Source organism: Luteimonas terrae (genome assembly GCF_031457535.1).
Lineage (GTDB): Bacteria > Pseudomonadota > Gammaproteobacteria > Xanthomonadales > Xanthomonadaceae > Luteimonas > Luteimonas terrae_A.
This window is the reverse complement of sequence record NZ_JAVDWO010000010.1, coordinates 87,801-107,089: the sequence shown is the minus strand read 5'-3', so window position 1 is coordinate 107,089 and position 19,289 is coordinate 87,801. Positions and strand designations below refer to the sequence as shown.

Here is a 19,289-nt window from a genome sequence, read left to right as displayed (position 1 = left end):
GTCGCCCGCATCATCTGCGGCTGCGCCATCGTCTGATCCTTCCCTTTTCTGCCGAACGAGACTTCCGAACCGACCATGACGACCATCGCCAAGATCCACGCCCGCGAGATCCTCGACTCCCGTGGCAATCCGACCCTCGAAGCCGAAGTCACGCTGACAGACGGTAGCTTCGGCCGTGCGATGGTGCCGTCCGGTGCGTCGACCGGCGCCCGTGAGGCGGTGGAACTGCGCGATGGCGACAAGACGCGCTATCTCGGCAAGGGTGTGCAGAAGGCCGTCGGCAACGTCAACGGCGCGATTGCCGAAGCGCTGAAGGGTTTTGACGCCGCCGACCAGGCCGGTCTCGACAAGCGCCTGATCGACCTCGACGGCACCGAAAACAAGGGCCGCCTGGGCGCGAATGCGCTGCTGGGTGTCTCGATGGCGAATGCGCACGCGCTGGCTGCGTCGAAAAAGATTCCGCTGTGGAAGCTGCTCGGCGGCGACCGCGCGCCGGTGCTGCCGGTGCCGATGATGAACATCATCAACGGCGGCGCGCATGCCGACAACAACGTCGATTTCCAGGAATTCATGGTGCTGCCGGTCGGCTTCTCGAGCTTCTACGAGTCGCTGCGCGCAGGCACCGAAATCTTCCACGCACTCAAATCCGTGCTCAAGAGCCATGGCCTGAGCACGGCGGTGGGTGACGAAGGCGGCTTCGCGCCGGACTTCCGCAGCAACGTCGAAGCGCTCGACACCATCCTCGAAGCGATCGGCAAGGCCGGTTACGCCGCAGGCGACGATGTGCTGCTGGGTCTGGACGTCGCCTCGAGCGAATTCCATGACAACGGCAAGTACCACCTGGTCGGCGAGAACAAGCGCCTGACCGGCGAGCAGTTCGTCGACTTCCTCGCCGACTGGGCCGCGCAGTATCCGATCGTCACGATCGAGGACGGCATGGCCGAGGACGATTGGGCCGGCTGGAAGCAGCTGACCGACCGCATCGGTGACAAGGTGCAGCTGGTCGGTGACGACTTGTTCGTCACCAATCCGAAGATCTTCAAGGAAGGCATTGATTCGAAGACCGCGAACGCGATCCTGATCAAGGTCAACCAGATCGGCACGCTGACCGAGACGCTCGAAGCCATCGCGATGGCGGATAAAGCCGGCTATGCCGCGGTCGTCTCGCACCGTTCGGGCGAGACCGAGGACACGACGATCGCCGACATCGCGGTCGCCACCACGGCCACGCAGATCAAGACCGGTTCGCTGTGCCGCAGCGATCGCGTCGCCAAGTACAACCAGTTGCTGCGTATCGAAGAGGCCCTGGGCAGCGCTGCACAGTACGCCGGCCGCGATGCGTTCGTATCGCTGAAGCGCTGATCCCACAGGACACAAGTCAATGCGCGCGTTGATCGTCGTGCTGCTGGTGCTCGCCACGCTGCTGGCCTGGCTGCAGTACCGGCTGTGGTTCGGCGTGGGCGGAACCGAGCAGGTCGAGGAACTGCGCGGTCGCGTTGAAGCGCAGGCGCGCCAGAACGAAGGCCTGGTCCAGCGCAATGCCGCGCTCGCGGCGGAAGTCGCCGATCTGAAATCCGGTGAGGCGGCGATCGAGGAACGTGCGCGTGGCGAACTCGGCATGATCAAGCCCGGCGAGACGTTCTACCGCGTCGTCGACGATGCGCGCATCGCGCCGCTGCCGGCCGAGCACGCGCTCGATCCCGACGCCCAGCGTCGCGCGCAGGAACAGGCGCCTTGAGCAGCTGGGTGATCGTGCCGGCAGCCGGTCGCGGCAGCCGGTTCGGTGGCGAGGTGCCGAAACAATTCCTCGACGTCGGTGGGCGCAGCCTGCTGGCGCACACGCTTGACGCGCTCGCGTCTCATCCCGGCATCGGTGGCGTTGTGCTGGTGCTTGGCACGGAAGACGCGCCTGTCGTGCCCGAGGCCGTGCTGCATGGCAAGCCGTGGGTTCGCGCTGCGGGCGGTGACACGCGTGCGGCCTCGGTACTCGCGGGTCTTCGCGCATTGCCCGAATCGGTCCGTCCGGACGACTTCGTGCTGGTACACGATGCCGCCCGCCCGAACCTGCATGCCGACGATCTCGATGCGCTGCTCGAACGCGGCCGCATGGATCCGGTCGGTGCGATTCTCGCCGCGCCCGTACGCGACACCCTCAAGCGCGCCGGCGATGATGGCGGCATCGATGGCACCGAACCGCGCGAACGCCTGTGGCGGGCGCTGACCCCGCAGCTGTTCCGCCGCCTGCAACTGGGTCGCGCCCTGGAAGCGGCCGATGCCGACGGCATCGCCGTCACCGACGAAGCGATGGCCATGGAGCGCCAGGGCGCCCGTCCGCTGCTGGTCGAAGGCCGCGAGGACAACTTCAAGATCACCACGCCGGCCGATTTCGCGCGCTTCGAGTTCGAGTTGTCGCGACGCGGATAGAGCCGGACATCCCGAGCGTCAAGATCCGAGTCCGAGCTATCGGATTGCACTATGCGACACAGCAACTCTCCCTCCGGGAGAAAGCCTGACCCGGACACGATCCGGGGTCGACGCGCACCGCGCGTCGGGTGAGGGGCGCGCGCAGCCGGCAGCCCATCGGAGCGCACTGAAAGCGCTTTGTAGGATGGGTAGAACGTCAGCGAAACCCATCGCTTGCACGTCGAGAAGTCACTCGTTCGATCGATGATGGGTTTCGCTCCGCTCTACTCATTCTGCGTTGGCGTATCGCACTCCAACTTGCCCACGCCCCGATCCATGGCAAGCTGCCTTCCCGTTTTTCTGCAGGGCCCAACCCATGACCGCCACGCCTGATTTCCGCATCGGCCAGGGCTTCGACGTCCACGCCTTCGGCGACGGCGACCACGTCATGGTCGGCGGCGTCCGCATTCCATTCGAGCGCGGCGTACTCGCGCACAGCGATGGTGATGTTGCACTGCATGCGCTGTGCGACGCGATGCTCGGTGCGCTGGCGCTCGGCGATATCGGTGTCCATTTCCCGCCGTCCGACGACCGCTGGAAGGGCGCCGACAGCCGTGCGCTGCTGTGTCATTGCAATACCTTGCTGGCGCAGCGCGGCTGGCGCGTGGGCAATGCCGACGTCACCGTGATCTGCGAGCGGCCGAAGATCGGTCCCCACGCGTCAGCAATGCGCGCGGCGATCGCCGAGGACCTCGGCATCGCGCTCGACTGCATCTCGGTCAAGGCCACGACCAGCGAACAGCTCGGCTTCACCGGCCGCGGCGAAGGCATCGCCGCGCAAGCGGTATGCCTGCTGGTGCGCGATGGCGGCTGAGCCGGACGACAGCGCCGACATCGCAACCGGCACGCCCACCGCGCACGGCGCGCCGGTGCTGTCGGCGACGATCCGCCAGCATCCGTCGGATTTCCGCGTCGACGAGATTGACGGCTTCGAGGCCAGCGGCGCCGGCGAGCACCTGCTGCTGACGGTCGAGAAGACCGGCATGAACACAGCGTTCGTCGCGCGCCTGCTCGCGCAGTGGGCCGACGTCGACGGCCGCGGGGTCGGCTACGCGGGCCTGAAGGATCGCCACGCACTGACGACGCAGCGCTTCACCGTGCAGCTGCCAGGCCGCGACGCGCCGGACATTGCCGCGCTCGAAGCCATGGCAACCGGCCACGGCCAGTCGCTGCGTGTGCTGGCGCAGGCGCGGCATTCCAGAAAGCTGCCGCGCGGTGCGCTGGCGGGCAACCGCTTCGTACTGACGCTGCGCGATGTCGTCGGCGATGTCGCGGCGATTGACGCGCGCCTGCAGACGATCGCCGCGCGCGGCGTGCCCAACTATTTCGGTGAACAACGCTTCGGCCACGACGGCGGCAACGTCGACAAGGCGCTGCGCATGTTCGCCGCGCCGCGCCGGCGCATGGACCGCGACCAGCGCGCGATGCTGCTGTCGGCGGCGCGCTCGGCGCTTTTCAACCGCGTGCTCGCGGCGCGCGTCGACGCCGGCGACTGGGACACCGGTCTCGATGGCGAGGTCTGGATGCTCGACGGCAGTCGCAGCGTGTTCGGTCCAGAACCGGTCAGCGCCGAACTCGACGCGCGCGTCGCCGCGCATGATATCCATCCCACCGCGCCGCTGTGGGGACGCGGCCCGCTGCGGAGCACGGGCGCGGCGCTCGCACGCGAAACCGCGGCGCTCGAAGATGCGCAGGCGCTCGCGCTGCGTGAGGGACTGGAAACCGCCGGTCTGTCGCAGGAGCGCCGCGCGACCCGGCTGCGACCGGGCGATCTGGAGTGGACCTGGCAGTCGCCAGACCGGCTGCAAATTGCGTTCGTATTGCCGGCCGGCTGTTACGCGACCTCGGTGCTCGCCGAACTCGGCACCATCGGCAACGCCGCCGCCCGTCGGCTGGCGCCGGATGCGCCGACCGACGGTTGATCGGCCGGCGCGCCGCGGGTGTATAGCGCAAGGGCAGGTGCGCATCGGCGGTGGGCCTGCATCCGAGCCAGTCGCCGCGGAGTACGGTCATGCGGTATCACCTCCGGGCCATCGTCCTGCTGTCCATATGCACGCTGGCGGCCTGCGCCAGCACGTCGACGCGTCTGGCGGATGCACCGCCTGCGGGCGTCCGGGTGCAGTCAGCCGATCCGCTGCGGATCACCACTGACGACGACTACGTCGCGCGGGTCAACCGCGAGGCGCAGCGCCGCGGCCTGCACGTGCAATGGATCAATCCGCCGTTGCGGCGGCCTCGCAACTGAGTCGCCTAGCCGACGACCCGCAACGCCGGATCGCTGATTTCCAGGCCGCGCAGGATCACACCGGCGTGGGTGCGGTTGCGCGCGCCGAGCTTCTCGAAGATCGCCGACATGTGCGCCTTGATCGTACGTTCCTGCACGTCGAGGCGATCGGCGATCTGCTTGTTGAGCAGCCCCTCGGCGACCAGCCGCAGCACCCGGAACTGCTGCGGCGTCAGGCTGGCCAGGCGCGCGGCGAGATCCATGTCCGCCGGCGCCGATTGCGCACGCGCGACCGCGCCGCGCAATGCAGGCGGCAGCCATTGTTCGCAGTCGAGCACCGCGCGGATCGCCTCGCGCAGTTCCTCCAGGCCGGCACTCTTGGGGATGTAACCCGCAACGCCGTGATCGAGCGCGCGGCGCACGACCAGCGGATCCTCGTTTGCCGACACCAGCACCACTGCGACCGCCGGAAACTGCGCGCGGATCGCTGCGAGCCCTGCCAGCCCGTGATTGCCGGGCATGTGCAGATCCAGCAGCACGAGGTCGATATCGTCCTCGCGCTCGAGCGTGTCGAGCACGCCATCCAGTGTCTCGGCCTCGCGCGTGGTGACGTCCGGCGCCGCATCGGCTGCCGCACCGCGCAGGGCGGCGCGGAACAGCGGGTGGTCGTCGGCGATCAGCAGCTTGGGCATTCGGGGGCCGGGATTGGGGATTTCGGAATCGGGGATTCGGCTGGGTGGCAGCGAACGCTGGCGTCAATCTCGCGTCCGGGTCCGATCGCCACACTAGCAAGCCCGGGCCGGCCGCGCGGCTGGTACCAAAGTACGATGTCCCCTGGCGAGCGCGCTGCTACGGTGCCTGCATGACCAAGACCCACATGCGCCGGCCGCTGTGCCTCGCCACCCTCGCGCTCTCGCTCGCCGCCTGTGCCGGCAGTTCGACGCGAGGCGACCCTGCCTCGATGCGCGGAGACGACGCTTTGATGTTCAGCGCCCAGCGCACCAGCCTCCACCGGGGCGACGACGATCTGCTGACCGCCGGGCTCGGTCTGGCCGGCCTGCAGGCGATGACGCCGCCGACGTTCGCCGACCCCGAGCGTCCGCTTGCGGTGGAAGCGCGCCGCCGCGCGCTGTGGGCGAACTGGCGCGGCATCGCCGATCTCGCACCGGGCGGCGGCTACGGCACGCTCTACGGCAGCTTGGCTGCCGTGCCGGGTCGCGAATTCCATGCATTGGCCACCGTGCCCGGTGCCTCGCAGCCGCATCGCGTGCTGGTGCAGGTACCTGACGGCTTCGATCGCACGCGCCGCTGCATCGTGGTGACCGCGTCGTCCGGCTCCCGCGGTATCTACGGCGCGATCGCCGTCGCCGGTGCGTGGGGGCTACCGAAGGGCTGCGCCGTCGCCTATACCGACAAGGGCGCCGGTACCGACTACTTCGACACCGACGCGGGCATCGGCATCGCGGCCGACGGCACGCCGTCCGCCGATCGCGCGCAGGCCGTATTCGCGCCCGCGGGCGCGGCGCAGGGCGTCGCGTTCAAGCATGCGCATTCCGGCGACAACCCCGAGGCCGACTGGGGCCGCCACGTGCGGCAGGCCGCCGAGTTCGCGCTGCAGGCGCTGGGCGAGGCGTATCCCGATGACGCGCCGTTCGATTTCGACAGTACGCGCGTGATCGCGGTCGGCATTTCCAACGGCGGCGGCGCGGTGCTGCGCGCGGCAGAGCTCGAAGGCGACTGGCTCGATGCCGTGGTCGCCGGCGAGCCCAGCATCCATGTCGATGCACCGGGTGCGCGTTCGCTTTACGACTACACCACCGAGGCGGCGCTGCTGATGCCGTGCGCGCTGCTGGCGGTCGACAATCTGCCGCAGCCGCCGTTGACCGCGCAGGTTGCACCGCTGTGGACCGCGCGCTGCGCCTCGCTGCGCGCGGCCAGCCTGGTCGAAGGCAAGGATGCCGCGGCGCAGGCGCGCTCCGCGTTGGAGATCCTGCGCACGCAGGGCTGGACTGACGGCGCGCTGCGTGCCGGCGCGCTGTCGGCCGGCTTCGACCTGTGGCGCGCGATCGCCGCGACCTATGCATCGGCCTATGGCCGTTTCGATGCCGACGCGCATCCCTGCGGGTATCGCTCCGCCGCGCAGGGTCCTGACGGCAGTCCGCGCCCGTCGACTGCGACCGAACGCGCGGCGTGGTGGAGCGATGGCAGCGGCATCCCGCCGGGCGCCGCTGTCGGTCTCGTGGACACGCGAATGGACGGCGCGGATCCGCTGCTCCCCGGTCTGCAGTGCCTGCGTGCGCTCAATGAAGGCGACGATGCGGCCGCGCGCCGCGTCCAGGCCGGCATCGCAGAAACCAAGGCCGGGCTGCCGCGCGCAGGCCTGCCGGTCGTCGTGATCCACGGCGCCGACGACGGCCTGATCCCGATTGCCTTCACCAGCACGCCCTACGTCGGGTGGGCGCAGGCCGCGGGGCGCGACGTGCGCCTGTGGCAGGTCGCCAACGCGCAGCACTTCGACGGGTTCCTCGGATTGCCGGACTACGCCGCGCGTTATGTGCCGTTGCTGCCGTATGTGTACGCCGCGCTCGACCGGGTCGACGCGCATCTCGACGGCAGCGGCGTGCTGCCGACGGATGCTTCCATCTCCACGACCCCGCGCGGTGCCGGCAAGGCGCTGGACGCCACCCACCTCGCCATCCCGCGCTGAACTGCGACGCCTGGCCCCCTCGCGGACGCCAGCGCTTGCACCGCCCATGCGTTAGTAGTAATACTACTCACCATGGACATCACCCAGACCCAGCACGCGATTCTCGAGATGATCGGCGAGCGCATCGCGTCCGAAGGCATGCCGCCGTCGCAGACCGAGATCGCCCGTGCATTCGGCTTCAGCGGTGTGCGCGCCGCGCAATATCACCTCGATGCACTCGAGGCTGCCGGCGCGATTGAACGGGTGCCGGGGCGCGCGCGCGGCATCCGCGTGCTGGTGCCGGTGCAGCAGGCGCAACATGCGCTGACACTGGGCGCGACGCCGGATGACGCCCTGCGCCTGCCGGTGCTCGGACAGGTCGCAGCCGGCGCGCCGATCGGTGTGGACATCGGCTCCGACGACTACCTCGTGCTCGACCGCGTGCTGTTCTCGCCGTCACCCGACTACCTGCTCAAGGTCAAAGGCGATTCGATGCGCGACGAAGGCATCTTTGAAGGCGACTTGATCGGCGTGCACCGCACCCGCGATGCGCGCTCGGGCCAGATTGTCGTCGCCCGTGTCGATGATGCGATCACGGTCAAGCTGCTGAAGATCGGCAAGGACCGCATCCGGCTGATGCCGCGCAATCCCGATTACGCGCCCATCGAGGTGCTGCCTGACCAGGACTTCGCGATCGAAGGCCTGTATTGCGGGCTGGTCAGGCCGAACCGTTGAGCGCGTTGCCGCTCCGGCGCATGGCGCGCGCGGCGTTCTCCGACGGGCATCCGCGTCGCGCGCCGCTGACCGGCGCGCATCCACCCACTTAATTTTGCATCCTCCCTGCAGCGTCGCAGCCTGTGCGACCTGTGATTGCGAGGATGCCTCTACCAGACCGGAACACGAATGACGAGGACCACCACGATGGACGAGAACAAGAAGCGCGCGCTCTCCGCAGCCCTGAGCCAGATCGAGAAGCAGTTCGGCAAGGGCTCGGTGATCCGCATGGGCGACCGCGTGTCGGAAGTGGTCCCGGTGATCCCGACCGGTTCGCTGCAGCTCGATCTCGCACTCGGCATCGGCGGCCTGCCGCGCGGCCGCGTCATCGAGGTCTACGGCCCTGAATCCTCGGGCAAGACCACGCTGACCCTGCAGACGATCGCGCAGTGCCAGAAGCTCGGCGGCGTCGCGGCGTTCATCGACGCCGAGCACGCACTCGATCCCACATACGCGGCAAAACTCGGCGTCAACGTCGAGGACCTGCTGGTCTCGCAGCCCGATACCGGCGAGCAGGCGCTCGAGATCGCCGACATGCTGGTGCGCTCGAACTCGGTCGACATGGTCGTCATCGACTCGGTCGCCGCGCTGACCCCGCGCGCCGAAATCGAAGGCGAGATGGGCGACCAGCTGCCGGGTCTGCAGGCCCGCCTGATGAGCCAGGCGCTGCGCAAGCTGACCGGCAACATCAAGCGCAGCAACTGCATGGTGTTCTTCATCAACCAGCTGCGCATGAAGATCGGCATCATGATGCCGGGTCAGAGCCCCGAGACGACGACCGGCGGCAACGCGCTTAAGTTCTACGCCTCTGTCCGCCTCGACATCCGCCGCATCGGCGCGATCAAGAAGGGCGACGAGATCATCGGCAACCAGACCCGCATCAAGGTCGTCAAGAACAAGATGGCGCCCCCGTTCAAGCAGGTCATCACCGAAATCCTCTACGGCGAAGGCATCAGCCGCGAAGGCGAGCTGATCGACATGGGTGTCGAAGCCAAGCTGATCGAAAAGGCGGGCGCGTGGTACAGCGCGGGTGACGAGCGGATCGGGCAGGGCAAGGAGAACGCCCGCCAGTACCTGAAGGACAACCCGGAAGTCGCCGCGCGCATCGAGGCGGGCATCCGCGAGAAGCTGCTGCCTGCGGCAGTGCTGGCGGCCGCAGCGGCGGGCAATGAAGAAAACGACGACGACTGAGTCGGTCGCGCCTGGCCTGCCCGGCAGCGGCGAATCGCATGACACGGACCTGCCGGCTGGCGGGTCCGTGGAAGGCTTCGACGCAGCCGGGTCTGGATCGGGCACCGAGGGTGACGCGCCTGCCACCGGCAGGCGGAAGAAACGCCGCGAACTGACGCCCGCCCAGCGGGCGTTGTCGTTGCTGGTGCGCCGTGAGCACTCGCAACCCGAATTGCTGCGCAAGCTCGCAGCGCGCGGGATCGAGCCCGACGCCGCCGCCGAAGCCGTCGAGCGCATGCGCGACGCCGGCTGGCAGGACGATGGACGTTTCGCCGCGAGCCTTGCGCGCGCCCGGGCGACCGGCGGACACGGCCCGCTGCGGATCGAGGCCGAACTGGCGACGCACCGGCTCGATGCGGGCACGATTGCCGCCGCCTTCGAATCACTGGCCGCCGATGGCGAGGCCGACTGGCCGGAACGTGCGCGCGATCTGCTCGAGCGTCGGTACGACGTGGCCGCGTTTGCGGACGATCCGGCGTTGCGGCGCAAAGCAGTGGATTTCCTGTTGCGCCGTGGATTCGATGGCGAGACCGCCTACGGCGCGGTCCGTGCGTTGCGAGGCGATTAGGCACTGCGGAAGGCACGGGCGGATATCCACCGGAAGTGCGGGCGCGCGTGGCCCCCGGACGGCCTGCTACCCTTTGCGGCTGTGGGCATGGCTCCGGACCGGCACCCGTCGACGATGGGCGCGCGCGGCTGCCGGGGGTGCCCATTCCCCTCCAGCACGTCCGTCACGCCAGGCCCATGACCACGCAGACCCCCACCAGCACCGCCCAGATCCGCAGCGACTTCCTCGAGTTCTTCAAGGGCAAGGGCCACACCATCGTGCCGTCGGCGCCGCTGGTCCCCGGCAACGACCCCACGCTGCTGTTCACCAACTCCGGCATGGTGCAGTTCAAGGATGTGTTCCTGGGCGCCGAGAAGCGCAGCTACGTGCGCGCCACCGACGTCCAGCGCTGCCTGCGCGCGGGCGGCAAGCACAACGATCTCGACGTCGTCGGCTACACCGCGCGTCACCACACTTTCTTCGAGATGCTCGGCAACTGGTCGTTCGGCGACTACTTCAAGAAAGACGCCATCGCCTGGGCCTGGGAACTGCTGACCCAGGTCTGGAAACTGCCGGCCGAGCGCCTGCTGGTGACTGTCTACCAGACCGACGACGAGGCCTACGCGCTGTGGCGTGACATGGTCGGCATTCCGGAAGACCGCATCGTCCGCATCGGCGACAACAAGGGCGCGCCGTTCGCCTCCGACAATTTCTGGCAGATGGCCGACACCGGCCCCTGCGGGCCCTGCACCGAGATCTTCTACGACCACGGTCCCGCGCATTTCGGCGGTCCCCCGGGTTCGCCCGACGAAGACGGCGACCGTTTCATCGAGATCTGGAATCTGGTCTTCATGCAGTTCGACAAGCAGTCCGACGGCACCCTGGTGCCGCTGCCTGCACCGTGCGTCGACACCGGCATGGGTCTGGAGCGCCTCGCCGCGATCCTGCAGGGCGTGCACAGCAACTACGAAATCGACCTGTTCCAGGCCCTGATCCGCAAGGCCGGCGAGCTCACCGGCACCCAGGATCTGGAAAACAAGTCGCTGCGCGTGATCGCCGACCACATCCGCGCCTGCAGCTTCCTGATTGTCGACGGCGTGCTGCCGTCCAATGAAGGCCGCGGTTACGTGCTGCGCCGGATCATCCGCCGCGCACTGCGCCACGGCTGGATGCTCGGCGTCCGCCAGCCGTTCTTCAGCGCGATGGTGGGAACGCTCGACGACGTGATGGGCGATGCGTATCCGGAACTGCGCGAGAAGCGCGAACTGGTCGAACGTGCGCTCAAGGCTGAAGAAGAACGCTTTGCCGAAACGCTCGACGCCGGCATGCGCATCTTCGACGACGTCGCCTCGCGCAGCAGCGGCGCGATTCCGGGCGAGGATGCGTTCCGTCTCTACGACACCTACGGCTTCCCGCTCGATCTGACCCAGGACATCGCGCGCGAGCGCGGTCTCGAGGTCGACATGCCCGGCTTCGACGCGGCCATGCAGCGCCAGCGCGAGACTGCGCGCGCGGCCGGCAAGTTCACCTCCAGCGCCGGCTTGTCGGCCGATCTCGTCGCCCAGCTCTTGCCGACCGTGTTTGTCGGCGACGACCAGACCGAAGCCGACGGCCTTCAAATTCTCGCGCTGCTGGTCGGCGGGCGCCCGGTCGAGTCCGCATCGGCCGGCGACGAAGTCGTCGTGATCCTCGACCGCACGCCGTTCTACGGCGAGTCGGGTGGCCAGGTCGGTGACACCGGCGTGCTCGAAGCCGACGGTATGCGTTTCGAAGTCGACGACACCCAGAAATTCGCCGGCCAGTTCCACGGCCACGTCGGCCGCCTGGTGTCGGGCACGCTGCAGCGCGGTGACCGCGTGCGCGGCGCGATCGATGTCGCACGCCGCGGCAGCATCGTGCTCAACCACAGCGCGACGCATCTGCTGCACGGCGCGCTGCGCGATCTGCTGGGTACGCACGTCGCGCAGAAGGGCTCGCTGGTCGCACCCGAGCGCCTGCGTTTCGACTTCTCGCACTTCCAGCCGGTGACCGCCGACGAACTGGCTGAGATCGAACGCCGTGTCAACGTCGAAGTCCGCGCCAACCATCCGGTGAGCATCGAGCAGATGGACATGCAGTCCGCGCTCGATTCCGGCGCGATGGCGCTGTTCGGCGAGAAATACGGCGAACGCGTGCGGGTGGTGACGATGGGTGAGTCGGTCGAACTATGCGGCGGCACGCATGTCGATCGCACTGGCCGTATCGGTTTGTTCAAGCTCGTGTCGGAGGGTGGTGTGTCCTCCGGCGTGCGCCGCGTCGAAGCGTTGACCGGCCAAGCCGCGCTCGACCACGTGCGCAGCGACGAAGAGCGCATGCGCCAGGCGGCCGGTCTGCTCGGTGGCACCGCGGGCGAAGTGGGCGAGCGTCTGCGCGCACTGCTCGACCGCCAGAAGCAGCTCGAGCGCGAGCTCGAATCATTGAAGGCCAAGGCGGCCAGCGGCGCGACCGCGGACCTCGGCGCCTCCGCGGTCGACGTCGGCGGCATCAAGGTCGTGGCCGCGCGTATCGAAGGTCTCGACGCCAAGGCGCTGCGGGATGCGGTCGATCGCCTGAAGCAGCAGCTCGGCGATGTGGTCGTGTTGCTGGCAGGCGCGAGCGATGGCAAGGCCGCACTTGTGGCGGGTGTCGGCGGCGCCGCGACCGGTCGCGTCAAGGCGGGCGAACTGCTGTCGCACGTCGCGGCGAAGACCGGCGGCAAGGGCGGCGGTCGACCCGACATGGCGCAGGGCGGCGGCGAGGATGGCCCGGCGCTGGTGGCGGCCCTCGGCGAGGTGCGTCAGTGGGTCGCGGAACGCCTCGGCTAAGCGGGCGCTAAACGCCTGTCCCGGGTTGTTGACCGGGTGCCCGGCAGGGGACATGCTTCACGACCTCATTAGGTCTGTAATCGGTTTCCACGGTCGAGAACGGTCCGAATACAGTCCACGCCGGTGCGTTGAAACGCGCCGGTTCCAGGAGATTTCTATGTTGATTCTGACCCGCCGCGTCGGGGAGACGCTGATGATTGGTGACGAGGTCTCGGTGACCGTGCTGGGCGTCAAGGGCAACCAGGTGCGCATCGGTATCACCGCGCCCAAGGATGTCGCCGTGCACCGCGAAGAGATCTACCAGCGCATCCATCGCGAAGGCGAAGAGGCCGAAGCGCAAGAAGATTTGCCGCAGACGCCATAAAGCCGGTATCCTTCGCACCGCGTTCGGCGCTTGCGTCGGACGTGTTGCTTCGGAGAGTTGCCCGAGTGGCTGAAGGGGCTCCCCTGCTAAGGGAGTATGGGGCTTAAAACTCCATCGAGGGTTCGAATCCCTCACTCTCCGCCACTGCTCGAATTCGATCGGATTTCCCCGGAAATCGCAGAGAAAAATTTCGGATAGTGGTTGACGAAGCAAACGTTTTGCTAGAAAATTCCGCTTCTGTTCAAGGCGCCCGTAGCTCAGTTGGATAGAGCACCAGGCTACGAACTTGGGGGTCGGAGGTTCGAATCCTTCCGGGCGCACCAGAACAACGAAGAGGCCAGCGAGCGATCGCTGGCTTTTTTGTTGTGTGCGTGTTTTTGCCGCGACGTTGGTGACGCTTTCGATCGGTCGCGCGAACGCGTGCTGCGCGTGTATCGCCCAGTGATATGGCGCGTCTGCGATGACATGGATTGCGCGTGGTGAGCCACGGCTCCTGTCGGCGTGTATTTGCTGCAGCGAGATTCGCCCGCGCAATGCCGCGGTGTGCGATCCGATGCAGGCGTGTGGTCTCCACAACACCTGTCGTCGACACCAGTCGATGAAAGGGAGATAGCGCGTCAGCGCGGGGCACATGGAAGCCACTACTGCACAGGCGCAATCATCCAGAAACGCGGGGACGATCGCCCAGTTCTCGTCATCCCCGTACAGGCGGGTGTCCGGGGATTCTGCGCATATGACCGGCTGCCTCTGGATGCAGCCCGCCCGGAGAGCGTGTTGCAGCGACGCGCTAGAGCCGCGCGTCCACCGCGTCGGCGGGCAGCGCGGCCTTGACGTCGAACAGCACTGCGCCCGGCTTGCCGAAAGCGCGCATACCCACAGCGCCGAGTTCACGGAACTGGGTGTGTGCAACGGCAAGAATGATCGCGTCGTACGCGCCGGCATCCGGCGTGTCGATCGGCGTCAGGCCGTATTCGTGCTGCGCATATGCCGCGGCCACCCACGGATCGTGCACGTCGACTTCGATGCTGTAACTCTGCAGTTCGCGCACGACGTCGATCACGCGCGTGTTGCGCAGGTCCGGGCAGTTCTCCTTGAACGCCAGGCCCAGCACCAGGACACGCGCGCCGGCGGTCTGGATGCCGCGCTGCTGCATCAGCTTCACCACGCGCTGTGCGACGTGCAGGCCCATGCTGTCGTTGATGCGGCGGCCGGCGAGGATCACTTCCGGGTGATAGCCGATCTCCTGCGCCTTGTGCGTCAGGTAGTACGGATCGACGCCGATGCAATGGCCGCCGACCAGGCCCGGCCGGAATGGCAGGAAGTTCCACTTTGTGCCGGCGGCTTCCAGTACTTCGTGCGTGTCGATGCCGAGGCGATCAAAGATCAGCGCAAGCTCGTTGACCAGTGCGATGTTGACGTCGCGCTGGGTGTTCTCGATGACCTTGGCGGCTTCGGCTACGCGGATGCTCGATACACGATGCGTGCCGGCTTCGACGATGTCGCGATACAGGGCGTCGACGAATGCCGCGGCCGCGTCGCTGGAACCCGCGGTGACCTTGAGCGTGTTCTCAAGCCGGTGCTGCTTGTCGCCCGGATTGATGCGCTCAGGGCTGTAACCGACATGGAAGTCCTCGCGGTAGCGCAGGCCCGACACGGCTTCGAGGATCGGGACACAGATCTCTTCAGTCGCGCCCGGATACACCGTCGATTCGTAGATCACCACGCCCCCGCGCTGCAAAGCGGCGCCGACGGCGCGGCTCGCTGCTTCCAGCGCCGACAGGTCCGGGCGTTTGTAGGCGTCTACCGGCGTCGGCACGGTCACGATGTGCACGTTGCAGTCCGCGAGGTCGGCCGTGTCGGCGCTATAGCGCAGGTGCGCGGCCGCGCGCAGTTCGTCCTGCGACAGTTCGCGGGTGTGGTCGTCGCCACGCTGCAGGCCTGCCACGCGCGTCTGATCGATGTCGAAGCCCAGTGTCGCGTGGCGGCGCCCGAATGCGACCGCGAGCGGCAGGCCCACGTAGCCGAGGCCGATGACGGCGATGCGGATGGCGTCGCGTGCGGGCAGCGGTGCAGTCATGCAGGAAGTCGCTCGTTGGACAATCGGCGCAGTGTAGCGGACGCCCGCACACTGCCTCAGCTGTCGGCGAGCCAAGCGGCGATCGCGTCCGGCGTGCGCATCCACGCGAAATGGTCGGCTTTCGCGCCCAGGCGTGCCGCATCGAAACCGTCGAGTGTGGCGTCCGCGCTGCCGAGTTTGTCCAGCAGGAAACGCAGCGACGACGGTGGGCCGAGCCAGTCGTCCGCGAGCCATGCGGCGCGGATGGGCACATCGACACGCGCCATCGCCGCATCGATGTCGACATCGAGTCCGGCCGCCGCATAACGACCGCGCAATCCACTGCGCGTCCAGTCGGCGATCACGCCACGTGACTCGTTCCCGGCAAAGCCGAGCCGGCGTCCCGGCAATACGCCGCGTGCATGCGCAAGCCATGCCATGAAGCGGTACAGCGGTGGCAAGGTGTAGCGCACGCGTGGCGGAAAGGCGCGCCAGTAGGGCGCGCCGCTGGCGACCAGCCACAGTGCGTCGGCCGCATCGGGCTGCAGCGCGAGATGGCAGCAGGCGAGCTGACCGCCGAGGCTGTGGCCGCCGATGACGCGTGTCGTGCCCGGCACGGCGGCATCCAGCGCCGCGTCGCTGCGCGCGATGTCGGCCAGCAGTTCGCGATAGCCCCAGTCGTGCGCGCGCCCGGCGCGCAGGCTGCTCGACCCGATGCCGCGCCACTCGTGCAGGCCGACGGCGATCCCGCGTGCGGCCAGGGCATCGGCGAAGGGCAGGTAGTGCTTCGCGGGCACGCCCATCGCGGGCAGCCACAGCAGCCGACGGGTCGGCGCATCGGGCAGGCGTGTGATCAGTTCGAAGCGATGGCCGTCGTCGCTCTCGACGGGCTCGATGCGGCTGTGCACTGTGCTCACGATGCCAGCGGGCCAAGGTGCCCGAGCACGCTGACCATGCTGCGACCCGGGCGATACGCATCGCGCATCACCCGGTGCACGTAGTCGATGCCCGCGCGGCATGCGGTCGCCGCGTCGTCGCCGAGCGCGAGACGCGCGGCGATTGCCGACGACAGCGTGCAGCCCGTGCCGTGGCCGTCGATGTCGAGCCGCGGGGCGCGATGCGCGAATACGGTCGAGGCATCGGTATAACGATCGACGACCTGATCGCCCTCGTCGAGATGGCCGCCCTTGAGCAGGACGCTCCGCGCGCCCAATGCGCGAAGTGCGGCGAGTGCGCCTTCCGCATCCGCGCCTGCGCCAATGCGGCGGCCGAGCAGCAGCTCAGCTTCCGGCAGATTCGGTGTCAGCACATGCGCGCGCGGAATCAGATGGGTGCGCAATGCGCCCAGCGCATTGTCATCGAGCAGCTTCGCGCCCGAGGTCGCGATCATCACCGGATCCAGTACCACTGGCACATCGGGATGCAGCACCAGCGCATCGGCCACGGCCTCGACGATCTCCGCGGTCGCCAGCATGCCGATCTTCACCGCACGCACGTCGAAGTCGTCGAAGCAGGCATCGATCTGCGCACGCAGGAACGCGACGGGCGGCGCATGCACCGCGGTGACGCCCCGCGTGTGCTGCGCGGTCAGCGCGGCGATCGCGGACAGCCCATGCACGCCGTGCGCAGCGAAGGTCTTGAGATCGGCCTGGATACCGGCGCCGCCGCCGGAATCGGAACCGGCAATAGTCAGTGCGGACGGGGGGCGGGCAGTAAGTTGCGACATGCGTGCATTGTGCCTGCGGGGCGCGGCCGACGCAGTGGGTTCAAGGTGCGCTGTCGAGTGGCACGCCACGCCAGTGTCGATAGACGGTGTAGCCGATGCCCGTCGCACCGGTCAGCGCTGCAGGCACCAACAACGCGTGGTAGCCGATCACGCCGTACAGCCAGGCGCCGACGATGCCGCCGCCGAGAAACCCGCTGATGATCAGGCCGCTGAGTGTCAATCGTTTGATCGGCAGCGGCAGGCCACGGATCAGATGGCCGAGCCCGATGCCCAGGTCGGTGAACATGCCGCTCAGATGTGTGGTGCGCACGAGTGCGCCGCTGTAGGTCGTCACCATCGCGTTCTGCAGGCCGCAGGCCATTGCAGCGAGCAGCGCGCCGTAGATCTGGGCGCGTTCGAACATCGGTACCGCAGTTGCCAGCAGCGCGGCCTCCAACGCCAGCACGGCTCCGTAACGGCGGCCCAGACGCAGTGTCTCGTCCTGCAGGATCACGCCGCTGACCGTCGCGCCCGCGCAGAACGCGATGACCACGCCCCACAGATGCAGCACCGTGCGCCAGTCCCGCTCCACGAGTGCGGCGCCGAGCAGACTGGTGGTGCCGGTCAGATGGCTCACCGCCTGGTGCTCGAACCCCAGGTATCCGATGACATTGACCATGCCGGCCACGCAGGCGAGGGCGACCGCACCGATCCACACCCAAGGCGGCAGCCGCATACCCAAGATCAGCGCTCCGGTGTCGTCTGGAGCGCCGGTGTGCCGGGTTGTCGACGCGGGTCCGTCATCCGCTGGCGCTGCCGGTACGCGCCGCGCCACGCACGTCTAAGACAGGGGCGCATGCGGCCCCGATCTGCAGCGTGCAATGACGAGGCGCATGCGGTCGCATCACAGGACTTCCGAAGCGAAATCCGCCAGGCGCGAGCGCTCGCCCCGACGCAGCGTCACGTGCGCGCTGTGCGCCCAGTTCTTGAAGCGGTCGACCGCGTAGGTCAGGCCCGACGTGGTCTCGGTGAGGTAGGGCGTGTCGATCTGTTCGACGTTGCCCAGGCACACGATCTTCGTGCCGGGACCGGCGCGGGTGATCAGCGTCTTCATCTGCTTGGGCGTGAGGTTCTGCGCCTCGTCGAGGATCAGGTAGCGCGACAGGAACGTGCGTCCGCGCATGAAGTTCATCGAGCGGATCTTGATGCGCGAGGCCAGCAGATCGTTGGTCGCCGCGCGGCCCCAGCTGCCGCCTTCCTGGTTGTGCGTCAGCACTTCAAGATTGTCGGTCAGCGCGCCCATCCAGGGCGTCATCTTTTCCTCTTCGGTGCCGGGCAGGAAGCCGATGTCCTCGCCGACGCTGACCGTCGCGCGGGTCATGATGATTTCGCGGTAGCGCTGCTGGTCCATCGTCTGCGCCAGCCCCGCCGCGAGTGCGAGCAGCGTCTTGCCGGTGCCGGCGGTACCGAGCAGGGTGACGAAATCGATCTCCGGATCCATCAACGCGTTGAGTGCGAAGTTCTGCTCGCGGTTGCGCGCATTGATGCCCCACACCGCGTGCTGGCTGTGGCGGAAGTCGTCGACGATCTGCAGCGTCGCCCGGCCGTTTTCGACGCCGACCACACGGAATTCCGATTCCTCGTCGCCGGGCAGGAAGAGGAACTGGTTGGGATACCAGCCATCGTTCTCGTCGGCCGCCAGCTCGTAGAAGGTGCGACCGCGGTCGGTCCACGAACGCAAATCCTTGCCGTGGATCGTCCAGAAATCCGCCGGCAACGCGGTCGCGCCCGTGTAGAGCAGGCTGAAATCGTCGAGTGCGCGATCGTTCTCGTAATCCTCGTTCGGAATGCCGGCGATCGCCGCCTTGATCCGCAGATTGATGTCTTTGGAGACGAATACCACCGGGTAGTCCGGCTCGGTGCGCACCAGGTCGAGAATCGCGCCGAGGATGCGGTTGTCGGGCGCGGCCGCGCCGAACGAGGTCGGGTCTTCGCTGGGCGTCGTGGTCTGGAACCGCAGCTTGCCGACGCTCTGCACGCCGCGCAGCTGCAGGCCTTGGGGACGCAGCAACGGCAGGCCGGTCGCGATCTGGTCGCTGCCCGCCGCTTCGATCAGTTCGTTGAGGAATCGGCTGACCTGCCGCGCATTGCGGCTGGCCTCGGTGGTGCCCTTCTTGCCGTTGTCGAGTTCTTCAATCACCTGCATCGGCAGGTAGACATCGTGCTCCTCGAACTTGAACAGCGCCGTGGGGTCGTGCATGAGCACGTTGGTATCGAGAACGTAGACGCGCTTGCCTTTGGTCATCATCGGAGTGTCAGCGTTCCGTGTTGAGTGGGGATGACGGAGTGGAACCTGTGTCGCACACGCACGGCCGCGCCGCCGTGACCCGCGATGCG

The 19,289-nt window shown here is 67.7% G+C and carries 18 protein-coding genes and 2 tRNA genes; 14 read left to right on the top strand and 6 right to left on the bottom strand.

Annotation, left to right across the window (positions count from 1 at the left end; genetic code table 11):
- Window positions 1-75 precede the first annotated feature (75 nt).
- From eno to J2W68_RS12800, 6 genes are all read left to right on the top strand, one after another.
- Window positions 76-1,362 carry a phosphopyruvate hydratase gene (gene eno / locus J2W68_RS12825; protein ID WP_310236471.1) on the top strand — a complete coding sequence of 429 codons (1,287 nt, stop codon included), beginning with the start codon at window positions 76-78 and terminating at the stop codon, window positions 1,360-1,362.
- 19 nt (window positions 1,363-1,381) lie between these two features.
- Window positions 1,382-1,738, top strand: coding sequence for a cell division protein FtsB (ftsB, locus tag J2W68_RS12820; protein ID WP_310236469.1), 357 nt, complete (start codon window positions 1,382-1,384; stop codon window positions 1,736-1,738).
- The gene (ispD, locus tag J2W68_RS12815; protein ID WP_310236467.1) at window positions 1,735-2,424 is read left to right on the top strand and encodes a 2-C-methyl-D-erythritol 4-phosphate cytidylyltransferase; all 690 of its coding nucleotides are present in this window, start codon (window positions 1,735-1,737) and stop codon (window positions 2,422-2,424) included. The genes ftsB and ispD overlap by 4 nt, the downstream gene beginning before the upstream one ends.
- Window positions 2,425-2,779: 355 nt before the next feature.
- A complete protein-coding gene (gene ispF / locus J2W68_RS12810; protein ID WP_310236465.1) occupies window positions 2,780-3,277 on the top strand; it encodes a 2-C-methyl-D-erythritol 2,4-cyclodiphosphate synthase in 498 nt (165 codons plus the stop codon).
- Window positions 3,267-4,385, top strand: coding sequence for a tRNA pseudouridine(13) synthase TruD (truD, locus tag J2W68_RS12805; RefSeq protein ID WP_310236463.1), 1,119 nt, complete (start codon window positions 3,267-3,269; stop codon window positions 4,383-4,385). The genes ispF and truD overlap by 11 nt, the downstream gene beginning before the upstream one ends.
- A gap of 89 nt (window positions 4,386-4,474) precedes the next feature.
- Window positions 4,475-4,708 carry a hypothetical protein gene (locus J2W68_RS12800; protein ID WP_310236461.1) on the top strand — a complete coding sequence of 78 codons (234 nt, stop codon included), beginning with the start codon at window positions 4,475-4,477 and terminating at the stop codon, window positions 4,706-4,708.
- Between the two features lie 5 nt (window positions 4,709-4,713).
- On the opposite strand, the gene J2W68_RS12795 is transcribed toward J2W68_RS12800, so the two are convergent.
- Window positions 4,714-5,379, bottom strand: coding sequence for a response regulator transcription factor (locus J2W68_RS12795; protein WP_310236459.1), 666 nt, complete (start codon window positions 5,377-5,379; stop codon window positions 4,714-4,716).
- Between the two features lie 170 nt (window positions 5,380-5,549).
- Between J2W68_RS12795 and J2W68_RS12790 the strand changes: the two genes are divergently transcribed.
- From J2W68_RS12790 to J2W68_RS12755, 8 genes are all read left to right on the top strand, one after another.
- A complete protein-coding gene (locus J2W68_RS12790) occupies window positions 5,550-7,394 on the top strand; it encodes a 3-hydroxybutyrate oligomer hydrolase family protein (RefSeq protein ID WP_310236458.1) in 1,845 nt (614 codons plus the stop codon).
- 72 nt (window positions 7,395-7,466) lie between these two features.
- Window positions 7,467-8,108 (top strand): transcriptional repressor LexA, encoded by a 642-nt coding sequence (lexA, locus tag J2W68_RS12785; protein ID WP_310236456.1) that lies wholly within the window; start codon window positions 7,467-7,469, stop codon window positions 8,106-8,108.
- A gap of 186 nt (window positions 8,109-8,294) precedes the next feature.
- Window positions 8,295-9,338, top strand: a complete 1,044-nt coding sequence (gene recA / locus J2W68_RS12780) for a recombinase RecA (RefSeq protein ID WP_232137357.1) — start codon at window positions 8,295-8,297, stop codon at window positions 9,336-9,338.
- Entirely contained in the window at window positions 9,316-9,945 is a 630-nt protein-coding gene (locus tag J2W68_RS12775; RefSeq protein ID WP_310236454.1) for a regulatory protein RecX, read from the top strand. The genes recA and J2W68_RS12775 overlap by 23 nt, the downstream gene beginning before the upstream one ends.
- A gap of 176 nt (window positions 9,946-10,121) precedes the next feature.
- On the top strand, window positions 10,122-12,767 hold the full coding sequence (gene alaS / locus J2W68_RS12770; RefSeq protein ID WP_310236452.1) for an alanine--tRNA ligase: 2,646 nt from the start codon (window positions 10,122-10,124) through the stop codon (window positions 12,765-12,767).
- Between the two features lie 157 nt (window positions 12,768-12,924).
- A complete protein-coding gene (csrA, locus tag J2W68_RS12765; RefSeq protein ID WP_310153587.1) occupies window positions 12,925-13,131 on the top strand; it encodes a carbon storage regulator CsrA in 207 nt (68 codons plus the stop codon).
- A gap of 51 nt (window positions 13,132-13,182) precedes the next feature.
- Window positions 13,183-13,275 (top strand) — tRNA-Ser (locus J2W68_RS12760).
- A gap of 102 nt (window positions 13,276-13,377) precedes the next feature.
- Window positions 13,378-13,454 (top strand) — tRNA-Arg (locus J2W68_RS12755).
- Between the two features lie 464 nt (window positions 13,455-13,918).
- Here the strand turns inward: J2W68_RS12755 and J2W68_RS12750 are convergent.
- From J2W68_RS12750 to J2W68_RS12730, 5 genes are all read right to left on the bottom strand, one after another.
- A complete protein-coding gene (locus tag J2W68_RS12750) occupies window positions 13,919-15,208 on the bottom strand; it encodes a nucleotide sugar dehydrogenase (RefSeq protein WP_310236450.1) in 1,290 nt (429 codons plus the stop codon).
- A 56-nt stretch (window positions 15,209-15,264) separates the two neighbouring features.
- Window positions 15,265-16,104, bottom strand: coding sequence for an alpha/beta hydrolase family protein (locus J2W68_RS12745; protein WP_430539728.1), 840 nt, complete (start codon window positions 16,102-16,104; stop codon window positions 15,265-15,267).
- Window positions 16,101-16,913: a bifunctional hydroxymethylpyrimidine kinase/phosphomethylpyrimidine kinase gene (gene thiD, locus J2W68_RS12740; protein WP_310236448.1), complete on the bottom strand. Its 813-nt coding sequence runs from the start codon at window positions 16,911-16,913 to the stop codon at window positions 16,101-16,103. Before thiD ends, J2W68_RS12745 begins: the two co-directional genes overlap by 4 nt.
- Before the next feature lie 40 nt (window positions 16,914-16,953).
- On the bottom strand, window positions 16,954-17,634 hold the full coding sequence (locus J2W68_RS12735; protein WP_310236446.1) for a YoaK family protein: 681 nt from the start codon (window positions 17,632-17,634) through the stop codon (window positions 16,954-16,956).
- 162 nt (window positions 17,635-17,796) lie between these two features.
- Window positions 17,797-19,197 carry a PhoH family protein gene (locus tag J2W68_RS12730; protein WP_310153579.1) on the bottom strand — a complete coding sequence of 467 codons (1,401 nt, stop codon included), beginning with the start codon at window positions 19,195-19,197 and terminating at the stop codon, window positions 17,797-17,799.
- Window positions 19,198-19,289 lie beyond the last annotated feature (92 nt).